Annotated in this window: 12 protein-coding genes and 1 pseudogene; 5 read left to right on the forward strand and 8 right to left on the reverse strand. The window is 75.5% G+C overall.

Annotated features, from left to right (window positions below; genetic code table 11):
- Positions 1 to 361 precede the first annotated feature (361 nt).
- Entirely contained in the window at positions 362 to 1,495 is a 1,134-nt protein-coding gene (locus tag IE329_RS06510; RefSeq protein ID WP_190209825.1) for a cobalt-precorrin-5B (C(1))-methyltransferase, read from the forward strand.
- Positions 1,496 to 1,938: 443 nt separating this feature from the next.
- On the opposite strand, the pseudogene IE329_RS41995 reads toward IE329_RS06510, so the two are convergent.
- Positions 1,939 to 2,235, reverse strand: a pseudogene (locus IE329_RS41995) (ATP-binding protein); the annotation flags it as partial.
- A gap of 233 nt (positions 2,236 to 2,468) precedes the next feature.
- Here IE329_RS41995 and IE329_RS06520 point away from each other — a divergent pair.
- Positions 2,469 to 3,227: a GntR family transcriptional regulator gene (locus tag IE329_RS06520; RefSeq protein WP_190209826.1), complete on the forward strand. Its 759-nt coding sequence runs from the start codon at positions 2,469 to 2,471 to the stop codon at positions 3,225 to 3,227.
- Positions 3,228 to 3,451: 224 nt separating this feature from the next.
- Here the strand turns inward: IE329_RS06520 and IE329_RS06525 are convergent, their stop codons facing one another.
- A complete protein-coding gene (locus IE329_RS06525; RefSeq protein ID WP_190209827.1) occupies positions 3,452 to 5,671 on the reverse strand; it encodes an NADP-dependent isocitrate dehydrogenase in 2,220 nt (739 codons plus the stop codon).
- Between the two features lie 185 nt (positions 5,672 to 5,856).
- Positions 5,857 to 6,255: an HGxxPAAW family protein gene (locus IE329_RS06530; RefSeq protein WP_190209828.1), complete on the reverse strand. Its 399-nt coding sequence runs from the start codon at positions 6,253 to 6,255 to the stop codon at positions 5,857 to 5,859.
- A 165-nt stretch (positions 6,256 to 6,420) separates the two neighbouring features.
- On the opposite strand from IE329_RS06530, the gene IE329_RS06535 reads away from it, so the two are divergent.
- Positions 6,421 to 6,918: a MarR family transcriptional regulator gene (locus IE329_RS06535; protein WP_190209888.1), complete on the forward strand. Its 498-nt coding sequence runs from the start codon at positions 6,421 to 6,423 to the stop codon at positions 6,916 to 6,918.
- Positions 6,919 to 7,007: 89 nt separating this feature from the next.
- Here the strand turns inward: IE329_RS06535 and IE329_RS06540 are convergent, their stop codons facing one another.
- The 3 genes from IE329_RS06540 to cbiE all read right to left on the reverse strand — a co-directional run bounded on the left by IE329_RS06540 (position 7,008) and on the right by cbiE (position 10,070).
- Positions 7,008 to 7,784 (reverse strand): cobalt-precorrin-6A reductase, encoded by a 777-nt coding sequence (locus IE329_RS06540; protein WP_229927214.1) that lies wholly within the window; start codon positions 7,782 to 7,784, stop codon positions 7,008 to 7,010.
- Between the two features lie 161 nt (positions 7,785 to 7,945).
- Positions 7,946 to 8,707, reverse strand: coding sequence for a precorrin-4 C(11)-methyltransferase (cobM, locus tag IE329_RS06545; protein WP_190209830.1), 762 nt, complete (start codon positions 8,705 to 8,707; stop codon positions 7,946 to 7,948).
- A 10-nt stretch (positions 8,708 to 8,717) separates the two neighbouring features.
- A complete protein-coding gene (cbiE, locus tag IE329_RS06550) occupies positions 8,718 to 10,070 on the reverse strand; it encodes a precorrin-6y C5,15-methyltransferase (decarboxylating) subunit CbiE (RefSeq protein ID WP_229927215.1) in 1,353 nt (450 codons plus the stop codon).
- 262 nt (positions 10,071 to 10,332) lie between these two features.
- On the opposite strand from cbiE, the gene IE329_RS06555 reads away from it, so the two are divergent.
- Positions 10,333 to 11,793, forward strand: a complete 1,461-nt coding sequence (locus IE329_RS06555) for a catalase (protein ID WP_190209831.1) — start codon at positions 10,333 to 10,335, stop codon at positions 11,791 to 11,793.
- A 75-nt stretch (positions 11,794 to 11,868) separates the two neighbouring features.
- Here IE329_RS06555 and IE329_RS06560 read toward each other — a convergent pair whose 3' ends face one another.
- The gene (locus tag IE329_RS06560; protein ID WP_229927216.1) at positions 11,869 to 12,285 is read right to left on the reverse strand and encodes a gamma-glutamylcyclotransferase family protein; all 417 of its coding nucleotides are present in this window, start codon (positions 12,283 to 12,285) and stop codon (positions 11,869 to 11,871) included.
- A 418-nt stretch (positions 12,286 to 12,703) separates the two neighbouring features.
- Here IE329_RS06560 and IE329_RS06565 point away from each other — a divergent pair, with 418 nt between their 5' ends.
- Positions 12,704 to 13,615: an EamA family transporter gene (locus IE329_RS06565; protein ID WP_229927225.1), complete on the forward strand. Its 912-nt coding sequence runs from the start codon at positions 12,704 to 12,706 to the stop codon at positions 13,613 to 13,615.
- Between the two features lie 60 nt (positions 13,616 to 13,675).
- Here IE329_RS06565 and IE329_RS06570 read toward each other — a convergent pair whose 3' ends face one another.
- Entirely contained in the window at positions 13,676 to 14,647 is a 972-nt protein-coding gene (locus IE329_RS06570; RefSeq protein ID WP_190209834.1) for an AurF N-oxygenase family protein, read from the reverse strand.
- Positions 14,648 to 14,658 lie beyond the last annotated feature (11 nt).

The raw sequence follows: 14,658 nt of genomic DNA on the forward strand, positions 1-14,658 counted from the left end.
GGCGGCCGCCTTCCAGGGGGTGTTCGCCGACCGGCTGCGCGTCCTCGGGCCCGAGGACCGCAAGACCCGCTCCACCCGGCAGGCCCGCGACCACTGGCGGGAGGTGGCCGCACGCGGGCGCCCTCGCCCCTGACCGGCCGCCGGGGCCCCGGGCCGCCGGCCCCGGGCCGGGCCGAACCGCCGACCGGGACCCGACCGGGAGAATCAGCGACGGGCAGGGGACCATGGACGGTGGCGGCCACCTCGGCCGCGGCGCGGACGACAGGGCAGGTGAAGGGACGGATGGCGACGATGGGTGCCTCCGCCGGCCGGGGGCCGGACAGGTCGGCCCGGGTGGCCGGCGCGACCACGGGGGGCACCCGTGGCTGAGCTCGGCGGCCGGGCGGCCCAGCTGAGGAGCAGCGGCCTGCGGCACGGCTGGACGACCGGGGCCTGCGCGACCGCCGCCACCAAGGCCGCGTACACCGCGCTGCTCACCGGAGGCTTCCCGGACCCGGTGACGATCACGCTCCCGAAGGGCCAGCAGCCGGCGTTCGCCCTGGCGGTGGAGGAGTTGGCGGACGGCCGGGCGATGGCCGGGGTGGTGAAGGACGCCGGGGACGACCCGGACGTCACCCACGGTGCGCTGATCCGCTCGACCGTCCGCCGGGGCGAGCCCGGCAGCGGGGTGGTGTTCCGGGCCGGCCCGGGGGTGGGGACGGTCACCAAGGCCGGGCTGCCGCTGCCGGTGGGGGAGCCGGCGGTCAACCCGGTGCCCCGGCAGATGATGCGGGACGCCGTCGCCGAGGTGGCGGCCGCCCACGGGGGCAGCGGCGACGTGGTGGTGGAACTCTCGGTCGACCACGGCGAGGAGATCGCCCGCTCCACCTGGAACCCCCGGCTGGGCATCCTGGGCGGCCTGTCGATCCTGGGCACCACCGGCATCGTGGTGCCGTACTCCTGCTCGGCGTGGATCGACAGCATCCGGCGCGGGGTCGACGTGGCCAGGGCGGCCGGGCGTACGCACGTGGCCGGCTGCACCGGCTCGACCTCGGAGAAGGTCGCCGTCGCCGTGCACGGGCTGCCGGAGGACGCGCTGCTGGACATGGGCGACTTCGCCGGCGCGGTGCTGAAGTACCTGAAGCGACACCCGGTGCCGCGGCTCACCATCGCGGGCGGGTTCGCCAAGCTCTCCAAGCTGGCCGCCGGGCACCTGGACCTGCACTCGGCCCGCTCCCAGGTCGACAAGGGCTACCTGGCGGGCCTGGCCCGGGAGGGCGGCGCCGGGCCGGAGCTGGTCGAGGCCGTGGCCGGTGCCAACACCGCCCTGGAGGCGATCCAGCTCTGCCGGGCGGCCGGTGTGCCGCTGGGCGACCTGGTGGCCGAGGCGGCCCGGGCCACCGCGCTGGGGGTGCTGGTCGGCTCGCCGGTCGCGGTCGACGTGATCTGCATCGACCGGGCGGGCACGGTCGTCGGCCGCGCCGATCCGCTGGGTCCGGCGACCGGTCCGTCCTGACCGTCCTGACCGACCGGACGGACCGGGCCGACCGGGCCGGCCAGGCCGGCCCGGCTCCTCGGGGTCCGGGCCCCGAGGCCGCGGCCGTCCCGGCGCGGGTGGCCGCTCACCGCGCCCCCGAGCCGGTGGCGCCGGACCCGCAGGCTCCCCGGCTCCGCCGCGCCGGCCGTCGGTCCGGGCCAGGGGAGCAGGGCCGCGACCCGCCCGGCCCGGACCGGGCCGAACCGGCGGGCGGTCCGGCCCGGTCCGGGATCGGTGCCCGGCTCGGGGGCGGGCCGGGGCAGCGCGCCCGGCCGGCGGGCCGACTCGCAGGCCGGCGGCGCCGTGCCGGGCGGGACGGCGAGGTGCGCCCAGGCGGCCTTGTGGTGCGCGAACTCCAGGAACCCCCAGCGCAGGGCCAGGGCGTCCACGATGTGCAGGCCCCGACCGGACTCCTGGTCCTGGCCGGCCGGCGGCGGCGTGTCCGGGTACCGGGGGGAACGGTCGTGGACCTCGACGGCGAGGACCCCGGGCCCGTGGAGCCGCAGGTGGATGTGGACCTCGGGGCCCTCGCCGTGCCGGATGGCGTTGGTCACCAGTTCGGTGACGACGAGTTCGAGATCGGTGGTGTCCTCGATCGGGACACCGAGGGCGCGGACCTCGGCCACGGCCCTGGTCCGCACGCCCGCGACTTCCCGCGGGGCGGACGGGACCGCCCAGGTGACTCGGGGGAGGAAGGAGATGTCTGCTGAATCGGACATGGCGGTCCTTCGTACGGCGATCGGGCGGCGGTTGCTCCACGGGTCCGACGGGTGCCCGGTGAGGCCGCGGGGGGCCTCGGGCCGGGCGGTGGGGACATTTCCAGTGAAGCCATGATCTCTAGAGAAGTCAATAAGCTCTCTAGAGAAATGGCCGGTTCGGGTTGCGCAGCACCGATAGCAGGCCGAGCGGTGCCGCCCTAGGATGTCTAGAGAGGAAGCGAGGAATCGAACCCATGGCCAACTCGGACAAACGTCGGCAGCCCAAGTACCAGCAGATCGCCGATGCCCTCAAGGAGGCCATCAGGACCGGTGAGTACGCGCCCGGCGACCGCCTCCCCGGCGAGAACGACCTCATGGCCACCTACGAGGTGGCGCGGATGACGGCCCGTCAGGCCCTGGGCGTGCTGCAGAGCGAGGGGATCGCGGAGGCCCGCAAGGGCGTGGGCGTCTTCGTCCGGGTCTTCCAGCCGCTGCGACGGCAGGGCATCAAGCGGCTGTCCGCCGGCCAGTGGGGTTCGGGGCGTTCGATCTGGTCCGCCGACATAGCGGAGCGCGTGCTGGTCGTCGACCAGGTCGACGTGGTGGAGGCGCCGGCGCCGGCCAGGGTGGCCGAGGTGCTCGGGGTCGACCCGGCGCGTCCGGTCTGCGTCCGCAGCCGCCGGTTCGTGCTCGACGGCAAGCCGGTCCTGCTCTCCAGCTCCTACCTCCCGGTGGACCTGGTCGCCCGCTCGGCGATAACCGAGGAGGACACCGGCCCCGGCGGCACCTACGCCCGGCTCGCCGAACTCGGCCACAAGCCGGTGCACTTCCGCGAGGAGATCCGCTCCCGGATGCCCTCCCAGGACGAGGCGGACCGGCTGCGCCTCTCCGCCGGCACCCCGGTGATGCTGATCTGCCGCACCGCGTTCGCCGAGGACGGCCGGGCCGTCGAGGTGAACGAGATGACGCTCGACTCCGCCTCGTACGTGCTGGAGTACGACTTCGACGCCTGAGCGACCGCGGGTGACCCCCTGCCGTCCCCCGAGCCCCTGCCGTCCCCCGCGCCCCTCCCGTCCCCGCGCCGGGCCCGGCCGCGCTGCTCAGGCCACCCTGGCCCCCTCCCACGCGAAAGGTCCCGCGGACCGTCGCCAGGACGGTCCGCGGGACCTCTCGTTCGTGCGCTTGCGGGTCACTCACCCGCTTGCGGGCCCCCGCGGGGACTCGCGCCGGCCCGGGGTCAGCCGAGGGTCGCGACGGCCTCGTTGAAGGTCGCCGACGGACGCATCACGGCCGCCGCCTTGGCGGGGTCGGGCTGGTAGTAGCCACCGAGGTCGGTCGCCGAACCCTGGACCGCGATCAGCTCGGCCACGATGGTCTGCTCCTGCTCGGTGAGCGTCTTGGCCAGCGCCGAGAACGCCTCCGCGAGCTCGGCGTCGTCGCTCTGCCTGGCCAGCTCCTGGGCCCAGTACAGGGCCAGGTAGAAGTGGCTGCCGCGGTTGTCGATGCCACCGAGGCGGCGGCTCGGCGACTTGTCCTCCTCCAGGAAGCTGCCGGTCGCCCGGTCCAGCGTGTCGGCGAGGACCTGGGCGCGCGCGTTGCCCGTGGTCTGCGCGAGGTGCTCGAAGCTGACGGCCAGCGCGAGGAACTCGCCCAGGCTGTCCCAGCGGAGGTAGTTCTCCTTGACCAGCTGCTGGACGTGCTTCGGGGCGGAGCCGCCGGCGCCGGTCTCGAACAGGCCACCGCCGTTGATCAGCGGGACGACCGAGAGCATCTTGGCGCTGGTGCCCAGCTCCAGGATCGGGAACAGGTCGGTGAGGTAGTCACGCAGCACGTTGCCGGTCACCGAGATGGTGTCCTCGCCGCGGCGGATGCGCTCCAGCGAGAAGGCGGTGGCCTCGGCGGGCGAGAGGATCTCGATCTGCAGCCCGTCGGTGTCGTGCTCCGGCAGGTACGCGTTGACCTTGGCGATCAGGTTGGCGTCGTGCGCGCGGGTCTCGTCCAGCCAGAACACCGTCGGGTTGCCGGTGGCGCGGGCGCGGTTGACGGCGAGCTTCACCCAGTCGCGGATCGGCACGTCCTTGGTCTGGCACATGCGGAACACGTCGCCGGCGCTGACCGGCTGCTCCAGCACGGCCTCGCCGGAGCCGTCGACGACCCGGACCGTGCCGGCGGCGGCGATCTCGAAGGTCTTGTCGTGGCTGCCGTACTCCTCGGCCGCCTGCGCCATCAGGCCGACGTTCGGCACCGAGCCCATGGTGGCGGGGTCGTAGGCGCCGTTCGCGCGGCAGTCGTCGATGACGACCTGGTAGATGCCCGCGTAGCTGCTGTCGGGGATGACGGCGAGGGTGTCGGCCTCCTTGCCGTCCGGGCCCCACATGTGGCCGGAGGTGCGGATCATGGCCGGCATCGACGCGTCGACGATGACGTCGCTCGGGACGTGCAGGTTGGTGATGCCGCGGTCGGAGTCGACCATCGCGAGGGCCGGGCCCTCGGCGAGCTCGGCGTCGAACGAGGCCTTGATCTCGGCGCCCTGGGCCAGCGAGTCCAGGCCCTTCAGGATGCCGCCGAGGCCGTCGTTCGGGCTCAGGCCGGCCGCCGCGAGCACCTCGCCGTACTGGGCGAAGGTCTTCGGGAAGAAGGCGCGGACCACGTGGCCGAAGATGATCGGGTCGGAGACCTTCATCATGGTGGCCTTGAGGTGCACCGAGAACAGCACGTCCTCGCTCTTGGCGCGGGCCACCTGGGCGGCGAAGAACTCGCGCAGCGCGGCGACGCGCATGACGGAGGCGTCCACGACCTCACCGGCGAGCACGGGGACCGACTCGCGCAGCACGGTGGTGGTGCCGTCGGCGGCCGCCAGCTCGATCCGCAGGGTGCCGGCCTCGGCGATCACGGCGGACTTCTCGGTGGAGCGGAAGTCGTCGGCGCTCATGTGGGCGACGTTCGTCTTCGACCCGGGCGTCCAGGCACCCATGCGGTGCGGGTGCGCCTTGGCGTAGTTCTTCACCGAGGCGGGCGCGCGGCGGTCGGAGTTGCCCTCGCGCAGCACCGGGTTGACGGCGCTGCCCTTGACCTTGTCGTACCGGGCGCGGACGTCGCGGTCCTCGTCGGTCTTCGGGTCGTCCGGGTAGTCCGGCAGCGCGTAGCCCTGCGCCTGCAGCTCCGCGATCGCGGCCTTGAGCTGCGGTACGGAGGCCGAGATGTTCGGCAGCTTGATGATGTTGGCCTCGGGCGTCTTGGCGAGCTCGCCGAGCTCGGCGAGCGCGTTGTCGATGCGCTGGCCCTCCTCAAGACGCTCCGGGAAGCTGGCGATGATGCGCCCGGCCAGGGAGATGTCGCGCGTCTCCACGCTGACGCCCGCCGTCGAGGCGTAGGCCTGGACCACCGGCAGGAACGAATACGTTGCCAGGGCCGGGGCCTCGTCGGTGTGCGTATAGATGATGGTCGAGTCAGTCACCGTTACTCCGCTTCACGTCTACAACGTCTCGATATCAAGATATCTCGTGCGCGCCCCTCTCCGACACCCAACCCCCGTGTCGAGTGACGGCGGACCGGCCACCACGGGCGGCCGGCGCCCGCCGGGCGCCCCTGATCCCAGGGTGACCTGCCCGGGGCCGGCCCGCCGCTCGGCGGCCGGACCCGTCAGCCGGCCTCGGCCCGCTCCGTGCGGGAGCCGCGGGCCCGGGGGTTCGCGGCCGGAGCCGGCCCGGCGTGCGGCCGGGGGACGGGCAGCGCGCGCGGGCGCCGGCCCGCCAGGCGGCAGCCGAGGCAGTCGGGGTGCCCCTGGCGGGCCGCGGTGTCGCGGGCGCGCCAGTCGCGGCCGCCGGCGGGGCGGGGGCCGGTGGGCTTGCCCCGGCCGGACAGGTGCAGCAGCCAGCTGGCGAGGGCGGCCAGGACCAGGACCGCCCCGCCGATCCCCAGGCCGGCGGGGGAGCCGGCGACGAGGGCCAGGCCCAGGACGATGGTGCCGGCGATGGTCAGGGCGCTGCCGGTCCAGCCAGCGACGGTGTGGCCCATGTCGTGGTCGCCGTGTGCGGACATGTCGACTCCTGGGTGGTGTGGTGGGTGGCGGCTCGGCGAGGGCGCGCGGGAGGGCCGACCCGGGCGGGCCGGAGCGGGCGTGCGGCGGCGCCGGCCGGGGAGAATGGGGGCCGGGAGACAAATTATCTCACGAGCTAAGTAGCTTAGATCGTAAGGGGAATGGCTGTGGAGGGCAAGGAGCGCCCGGGGGCGACGGCCGCGCAGGCGCTGTACGCGATGGACCGGATGATCGCGCTGGCCCAGTTCGGGCAGCAGGACATCGCGGGGCGGCTCGGGCTGAACGTCACCGACCTCACCTGCCTGGGCTTCGTCATCGAGGCCGCGCAGGCCGTCGAGTCGCTCACGGCCGGGGACCTGGCCGAGCGGGCCCGGTTGACCACCGGGGCCGTGACCGGCGTGCTCAACCGGCTGGAGAAGGCGGGCTACACCCGTCGCGAGGCGGACCCGAAGGACCGCCGCCGGGTCCGGGTGGTGATGGAGGACGCCGCGCAGGCCCGTGTCATGGCGGTCTACGGCCCGTTCTACGAGCGGCTGGGCGCCCTGTTCGGCGACTACAGCGCCGAGGAGACCGCCGTGCTGGCGGACTGGTTCACCCGTGCCAGGGCCGCGATGCAGCTCTCGCTGGACGAGATCAGGGAGGGCGGGGCGGAAACCGGCGCCTGACCGCCGGCTCGGCCGGCACCGCGCCCGCCGCCCCGCCCGTGGGCGCCCGCCGGCCGGTCAGCCCGTCCGTGGGTCAGCCCGTCCGTGGGTCAGGCCGTCGGCCCGCCGGCCGTCAGCCAGGCGACCGCCGCCGCCACGTCCTCGGCCACCGGTACGCCGCCGGGCAGCTCCGGGCGGCGGACGATCACGACCGGGAGGCCCAGTTCCCGGGCGGCGGTCAGCTTGGGGGCGGTGGCGGCGCCGCCGCTGTCCTTGGTGACCAGCACGTCGATGCGGTGCTCGCGGAGCAGGGCGCGCTCGTCCGCCAGCGTGAACGGGCCCCGGGCCAGCAGGACCTCGGTGTGCGCGGGCAGCGGCTCCGCGGGCGGGTCGACCGAACGGGCCACGAAGTGCAGCGCGTCCAGGCCGGCGAAGGCGGCCATGCCCTGCCGGCCGGTGGTGAGGAGGACCCGGCGGCCGAGGGCGGGCAGCGCGGCGGCGGCCTCGGCCAGCGAGGCCACCGGGTGCCAGCGGTCGCCCTCGGCCGGGCTCCAGCCGGGCCGCCGCAGGGCGAGCAGCGGCACGCCGGTGGCGGCCGCCGCCTCCGCGGCGTTGCGCGACATCACCTCGGCGAACGGGTGGGTGGCGTCCACCAGCGCCTCCACCCGCTCGGCGCGCAGCCAGTCGGCCAGGCCGGCCGCGCCGCCGAAGCCGCCGATCCGGACCTGCCCGGCGGGCAGCCGGGGCTCGGCCACCCGTCCGGCGAGCGAACTCGTCACCAGCCGGCCCGGGTCGGCGGCGGGCCCGGTGGCCAGCGCCGCCGCCAGCAGGCGGGCCTCGGTGGTGCCGCCGAGGATCAGCACCCGGCGCGGCGCCCGGCGCACCACGCCGGCACCGGCGGAGGCTGTGGCACCAGCACCAGCACCAGCACCAGCACCGGCACCGGCGTGCGCCGCGGCGGCAAGGGCCCCGGTGTCGGCGGTCCCGGTGGTGGGGGTCCCGGTGGCAGCGGCGGGCCGTTCGGCCCCGGCGGCGTCGACGTGCGGCATCAGGCGCCGCAGGCCTCGTGCGGGCGCTCGCGCTCGGCCGAGTAGAGGTGGCTGTCGCGGAACTGCTCGGCGCCCAGCGTCCGGCCGACCAGGATGACGGCCGTGCGCACCACGCCGGCGGCCTTGACCTGGCCGGCGATGTCGGCGAGCGTGCCGCGCAGCACCAGTTCGTCCGGGCGGCTGGCCATCGCCACCACGGCGGCCGGGCAGTCGGCGCCGTAGTGCGGCAGCAGCTCCTCGACCACGTCGTCCACGTACCCGGCGGCCAGGTGCAGCACCAGCAGGGCGCGGCTGAGGCCGAGCGTCGCCAGGTCCTCGCCCTCGGGCATCGGGGTGGCGCGCTTGGCGACCCGGGTCAGGATCACGGTCTGGCCGACGGTCGGCACGGTCAGCTCGCGCTTGAGCGCGGCGGCCGCCGCGGCGAAGGCGGGCACGCCGGGGACCACCTCGTACGGGATGCCCGCCGCGTCCAGCCGGCGCATCTGCTCGGCGACGGCGCTGAACACGGACGGGTCGCCGGAGTGCAGCCGGGCCACGTCCTGGCCCGCCTCGTGCGCGGCGGTGATCTCGGCGACGATCTGGTCGAGGGTGAGCTGCGCGGTGTCGACCAGCCGGGCGTCCGGCGGGCACTCGGCGAGCAGCTCCCGGGGGACGAGGCTGCCGGCGTAGAGGCAGACCCCGCAGCGGGCCAGGGTCCGGGCCCCGCGCACGGTGATCAGGTCGGCGGCGCCGGGGCCGGCCCCGATGAAGTGGACGGTCATGAGGGGGCTCCTAAACGGCGGGCGGCTGGTGGGGCGGCTGCGTCGGGCCGGCCGGCCGCGCGGGGCGGGACGGCGGCGCCGGGGTGGACGGCGGGGCGGGCGGCGCGGCCGCCGGGGTGTCCGGGAGGCCGGACGGCTTGACCGCCGACCACTGGGTGACGGGCATCGCCTGGCGCCAGCCGGTGAAGCCGCCCACCGGCACGGCGTGCGCCACGGCCAGTCGCAGCAGCTCGCCGCCCCAGCGGCGGTACCACTCGGTGAGCAGCGCCTCGGACTCCAGCGTGACGGTGTTGGCGACCAGCCGGCCGCCCGGCGGCAGCGCCGCCCAGCAGGCCTCCAGCAGGCCGGGGACGGTGAGCCCGCCGCCGATGAACACGGCGTCGGGGACGGGCAGTCCGTCGAGGGCGGCGGGCGCCGGGCCGGTCACCACCCGCAGCCCGGGCACGCCGAGGGCGGCCGCGTTCCGGGCGATCCGGCCGGCCCGGACGGGGTCGCGCTCGATGCTGACGGCGCGGCAGTCGCGGTGCGCGCGCAGCCATTCGACGGCGATCGAGCCGGAGCCGCCGCCGACGTCCCAGAGCAGTTCCCCGGGCGCGGGGGCGAGCGTGGCGAGGGTGGCGGCCCGGACGTGGCGCTTGGTCAGCTGGCCGTCGCTCTCGTACCGGGAGTCGGGCAGGCCGGGCACCACCGAGGTGCGGACGCCGTCGCCGGCGCAGTCGACCGCGATCAGGTTGAGCGGGTCGCCGGGCGGGTGCTGCCAGTCGTCGGCGGCGCCGTCCAGCTGCCGTTCGGCCGGGCCGCCGAGCTGTTCCAGCACCCGCAGCCGGCTGGCGCCGAAGCCGCGGGCGGTCAGCAGGGCGGCGACGGCCGCCGGGGTCCCCGCGTCGGCGCTGAGCACCAGCAGCCGCCGCCCGGGGTGGAGCGCCAGGGTGAGGCTGTCGAGCGGGCGGCCGACCAGGCTGACCACCTCGGTGGCGTCCAGCGGCCAGCCGAGCCGGGCACAGGCGTGGCTGACGGAGGAGGGGTGTGGCAGGACGCGCAGCCGGTCGGCGCCGACCGTCTCGGCGAGGGTCCGGCCGATGCCGAAGAACATCGGGTCGCCGCTGGCCAGCACGCAGATCCGGCGGCCCTCGTGCGCCGCGAGCAGTCCGGCGACGGCGGGGCGCAGCGGGGAGGGCCAGCGGACCCGCTCGGCGGTGGCCTCGGCGGGCAGCAGGCCGAGCTGGCGCGGGCCGCCGATCACCACCTCGGCCTCGCGCAGGGCCTGCCGCGCGGTGTCGGCCAGGCCCGGCCAGCCGTCGGCGCCGATCCCGACGACGGTGATCGGGCGGCCCGCCGGCGCTGGGGCAGGGACGGTGGCCAACAGGTACTCCTCGCAGGTCCGGAAGGGGGCAGCGGCAGCCTACCGGGCGGTTCGCGCCCCGGTCGCGGGGCCCGGGCCGGCGGCACCGGCGGCGGGCCGCGGTGCCGCCGGCGGCACCCGGGCGGGCGTGGCGGGCGGCGGCGGGCGGCGGAGGGGTGGCCCCCGCCACGGGTGCCGGGCCGGGCCGGGCGACGCCGGGCGGGGACGGGAGTGCTGGGTTAGGTTCGGCGAGGGGGTACCTCGGCACGTGACGGAGGACACCATGCCCGACCCAGCGGTCCCGTACACCACCAACAACGCCGGCGTCCCGGTGCCGAGCGACGACCACTCGCTCACGGTGGGGCGGGACGGCCCGATCCTGCTGCACGACCACTACCTGATCGAGAAGATGGCCCAGTTCAACCGGGAGCGGGTGCCGGAGCGGGTGGTGCACGCCAAGGGCTCCGGGGCGTACGGCGTCTTCGAGGTGACGGACGACGTCAGCCGGTACACCAGGGCGACGCTCTTCCAGCCGGGGAAGCGCACCGAGATGCTGGCCCGCTTCTCGACCGTCGCCGGCGAGCAGGGCAGCCCGGACACCTGGCGCGACCCGCGCGGGTTCGCGCTGAAGTTCTACACCGAGGACGGCAACTACGACCTGGTCGGCAACAACACGCCGGTCTTCTTCGTCCGCGACACGATCAAGTTCCAGGACTTCATCCGCTCCCAGAAGCGCCGGCCGGACAACGGGCTGCGCGACCACGACATGCAGTGGGACTTCTGGACGCTGTCGCCCGAGTCGGCGCACCAGGTCACCTGGCTGATGGGCGACCGCGGCATCCCCAGGTCGTACCGCCACATGAACGGCTACGGCTCGCACACCTACATGTGGATCAACGCGGACGGCGAGCGGTTCTGGGTCAAGTACCACTTCAAGACCGACCAGGGCGTCGACTTCCTCACCCAGGAGGACGCCGACCGGCTCGCCGGCAGCGACCCCGACCTGCACCGGCAGGACCTGTACGACGCGATCGAGCGCGGCGAGCACCCGTCCTGGACGCTGTACGTGCAGGTGATGCCCTTCGAGGCCGCCGCTGGCTACCGGTTCAACCCCTTCGACCTGACCAAGGTGTGGCCGCACGGCGACCACCCGCTGGTCAAGGTCGGCCGGATGACCCTCAACCGCAACCCCGAGGACTTCTTCGTCCACATCGAGCAGGCCGCCTTCGAGCCGTCCAACCTGGTGCCCGGCATCAGCGTCTCGCCCGACAAGATGCTGCTCGGGCGGATCTTCTCCTACCCGGACACCCACCGGTACCGGATCGGCCCCAACTACGCCCAGCTGCCGCCGAACCGCGCGCACGTGCCGGTCCACTCGTACGCCAAGGACGGCCCGATGCGGTTCGACCCGAGCCGGGCGGAGGTGCCGTACGCGCCGAACTCCTACGGCGGCCCGGCCGCCGCGGCGGACCGCTTCGACGACCCGTCGGCCGGCTGGCGGACCGAGGGCGAGATGGTCCGGGAGGCGTACGGCCTGCACGCGGACGACGACGACTGGGGCCAGGCGGGCACCCTGGTCCGCGAGGTGCTGGACGCCGCCGCCCGCGACCGGCTGGTCTCCAACATCGTCGGGCACCTGCTCGCGGGCGTCAGCGACCCGGTGCTGGAGCGGGCGGTGCAGTACTGGCGCAACGTGGACAAGGCCCTCGGCGACCGGGTGGCGGCCGGCGTCCGCAAGGCCTGACCCGAGGAGTCCGCGAGGGCCGAACCGAGGGGCGGGCACCGGGTCACCGGCCCGGCGCCCGCCCGTGCCCGCCCGTCAGCGCCGTGTCCAGTCGCCCGATTCGACGGGCGCGGGGCCCGACCGCAGCCGGGCCGCGGTGCGCGGGCCGGCCAGGTAGACCCAGGCGTCGTGCTCGCCGTCCGCGGTCCGCACCGCCCGGCGCAGCCGGACGTACTCGCCGGAGCCGTCCGGACGGCAGTCCTCCAGCCGGTCGAGGCCGGCCAGTACGGACGGATAGCCGGCCGGGAACACCGTCACCAGCTCGCCGACCACCGACCGGCCGGGGTCCGGGACGGCGTACGGGAAGCCCGGGCCCTCGTACAGGGCGGCGCCGGGCAGCACGGCGGGGCGGACGGCGGCGCAGAGCCCGTCCAGGTGGGCGGCGTGGTTGCGGCCGCCCGTCCGGAGTGTGCCGTACACGAAGAACGGGAGCTGGGCGGGGTCGGCGGGCACGGTCCTGGCCTCCTGGGGGCGGTCGTGGGGCGGGCTCGGGCCGCTCGCGGGGCGGCCGGGGGAGGGGCCCACGGTAGCTCCGGCGGGGCCGGGGCGGATACCCACTGGCGCCGGGGGCCGCCGGTGCGGTGTCATGGCGGGGTTCGTACAGCACCGTCCCAGGGAGACACCCATGACAGCTCCGGCCCCGCAGAGACCCTCGGACGCCCCGGACGGCACCGGTGCCCCCGGGGGTTCCGGCTGTACGGAGGGCTCCGGCCCCGCGGCTGGAGCCGCCGTGCAGGACACCGCCGGGCCGGACGCCGCCAGGCCGGACACCGCCGTGCGGGCCGGTGCTGTGCAGGACGCCGCCGGGCCGGACGCCGCCGTGCGGGCCGGTGCCGCACTCGCCGACGCCGTCGGGGCGGCCGCCGGACGGGTGAAGCCGCCCGCCGACCGGCCCCGGATCAGCGGCGCGGTCTGGGGCGCGCTGGCCATCGTCTACGTGCTCTGGGGATCCACCTACCTGGCGATCCGGATCACCATCGAGACCATGCCGACCTTCCTCTCGGCCGGCTCCCGCGCCCTCACCGCCGGCCTGCTGCTGCTGGGCCTGGTCGCCTGGCGCCAGGGCCCGGCCGCCGTCCGGGTGACCGGGCGCCAGCTCCGCTCCGCGGCCCTGGTCGGCGTGCTGCTGCTGACCGGCGGCAACGGGCTGGTGGTGCTCGGCGAGCACTCCATCCCGTCCGGGCTGGCCGCCCTGCTGGTCGCGATCGTCCCGCTCTGGATGGTGCTGCTGCCGGTCGCCTTCGGCGGCGCCCGCCCGCGTCCGGCCGCCCTCGGCGGGGTGCTGCTCGGCCTGGCCGGCCTCGCCGTCCTCTCCTCCCCGGCCTTCGGCGGGGACATCGCGCCCGCCGGGGTGATCGCGGTGGTGGCGGCGACCCTCACCTGGGCGGCCGGCTCCTTCGCCGCCCGCCGGATCAGCATGCCGCCCAACGCCTTCGCGGCCAGCGCCTACCAGATGATCGCCGGCGGGATCGCCAGCCTGGTGGTGGCGCTGGGCCGCGGCGAGCAGCACGGCTTCGACCCCGCGCAGGTCTCCGGCCGGTCCTGGCTGGCCCTCGCCTACCTGGTGGTCTTCGGCTCGCTGGTGGCCTTCACCGCGTACGCCTGGCTGCTCCAGTCGGCGCCGCTCACGCTGGTCGCCACCTATGCCTACGTCAACCCGGTGGTGGCGGTGCTGCTCGGCTGGCTGGTCCTCGCCGAGCCGCTGACCGGGCCGATCCTGCTGGGCGGCGCGATCGTGGTGGCGGCCGTCTGCCTGGTCGTCAGCACCGAACGGCGGCGCTGAGGCCGGCCCTGCCCCGGCCGGCCCGGCCGGTGGGCCGCCGCCGGTGGGCGGCCCGCCCGGTCACCGCGTCCGGCGGGCGGCGGGCAGCAGGGCCGCCCGCCGCCACCGGTACTCCGAGCGGGGGTCGATGATCCCGAGCTCGGTGAAGAACTGCACGGCCTTGCGGGCCCAGTCGGCCTTGGTCTGCTGCCAGTGCGGGTTCTCGGCGGCCGCCTGCCGGGCCGCCCTCGGGTCGAGGCCGGCCAGCGCGTACACCCGGGGGTGGATCACCTCGGCGACCGACTGCTGCGCCAGCAGGCCGAGCGCCTGCCGGAACAGCGCCCGCCGCGGGGCACTCAGCCGGGCCCAGCGACGCTCCAACTCCGGCTTGGCGTACCCGATGTGACGGGCCTCCTCGATCACGTGGATCCGGGCCACCGAGCGGGCCAGCGGCTGCAGGCTCTCGTCCCGGACCATCTCGCGCTGCAGGGCGTCGGTGAACTCCTCCACGAAGATCGCGCCGGCGAAGGTCATGGTGGTGTCGTTGATCAGGAAGTGCAGCCGGCCGAGCCGCTGGGCCCGCCGGGTCGGCCGGGCGGACGGGTAGCCGGTCTTGGTCAGGTACCGCGCGAACATGGTGGAGTGCCGGCACTCGTCGGCGACCTCGGTCAGCGCGTACTGCGCGTGCTTGGTGGTCAGGTCGCTCTCGTAGACGTGCCGGACCAGGCCCTCCATCAGGATCAGCTCGAACCAGATGCCCGCCGAGATGGTGCTGGCGAGCTCGTGGACGCTCAGCCGGGCCCGCTGCCGGTGCGTCATGGTCTCCCAGAGCGGCGTCCCGTACAGCGAGACCCGGTGCGGCGGGATAGCGAACTGGTCCGGGTCGAGCGGGGCGTCCCAGTCGATCTCGGTGAGCGGGTCGTGCGAGTGCTTGGCGGAGACCCGCAGCAGGCGCTCGGCGTTCAACTCGCGCTCGGTGCCGGCGGTGCCGGCGGTCTTGGTGGTGCCGGCGGTGGTGGTGGGAGTGCCGGTGTCGGGAGTGCGGTCGGTCATCGGTCGGCTCC

Origin of the sequence: Kitasatospora indigofera, from assembly GCF_014655955.1 — a bacterium.
Classification (GTDB): domain Bacteria; phylum Actinomycetota; class Actinomycetes; order Streptomycetales; family Streptomycetaceae; genus Kitasatospora; species Kitasatospora indigofera.

What these genes read in the sequence shown, in the direction of transcription:
- IE329_RS06520 (WP_190209826.1), top strand. Translation starts at nt 2,469, where the DNA reads ATGGCCAACTCGGACAAACGTCGGCAGCCCAAGTACCAGCAGATCGCC.
- IE329_RS06570 (WP_190209834.1), bottom strand. Translation starts at nt 14,647, where the DNA reads ATGACCGACCGCACTCCCGACACCGGCACTCCCACCACCACCGCCGGC.
- IE329_RS06555 (WP_190209831.1), top strand. Translation starts at nt 10,333, where the DNA reads ATGCCCGACCCAGCGGTCCCGTACACCACCAACAACGCCGGCGTCCCG.
- cobM (WP_190209830.1), bottom strand. Translation starts at nt 8,707, where the DNA reads ATGACCGTCCACTTCATCGGGGCCGGCCCCGGCGCCGCCGACCTGATC.
- IE329_RS06530 (WP_190209828.1), bottom strand. Translation starts at nt 6,255, where the DNA reads ATGTCCGCACACGGCGACCACGACATGGGCCACACCGTCGCTGGCTGG.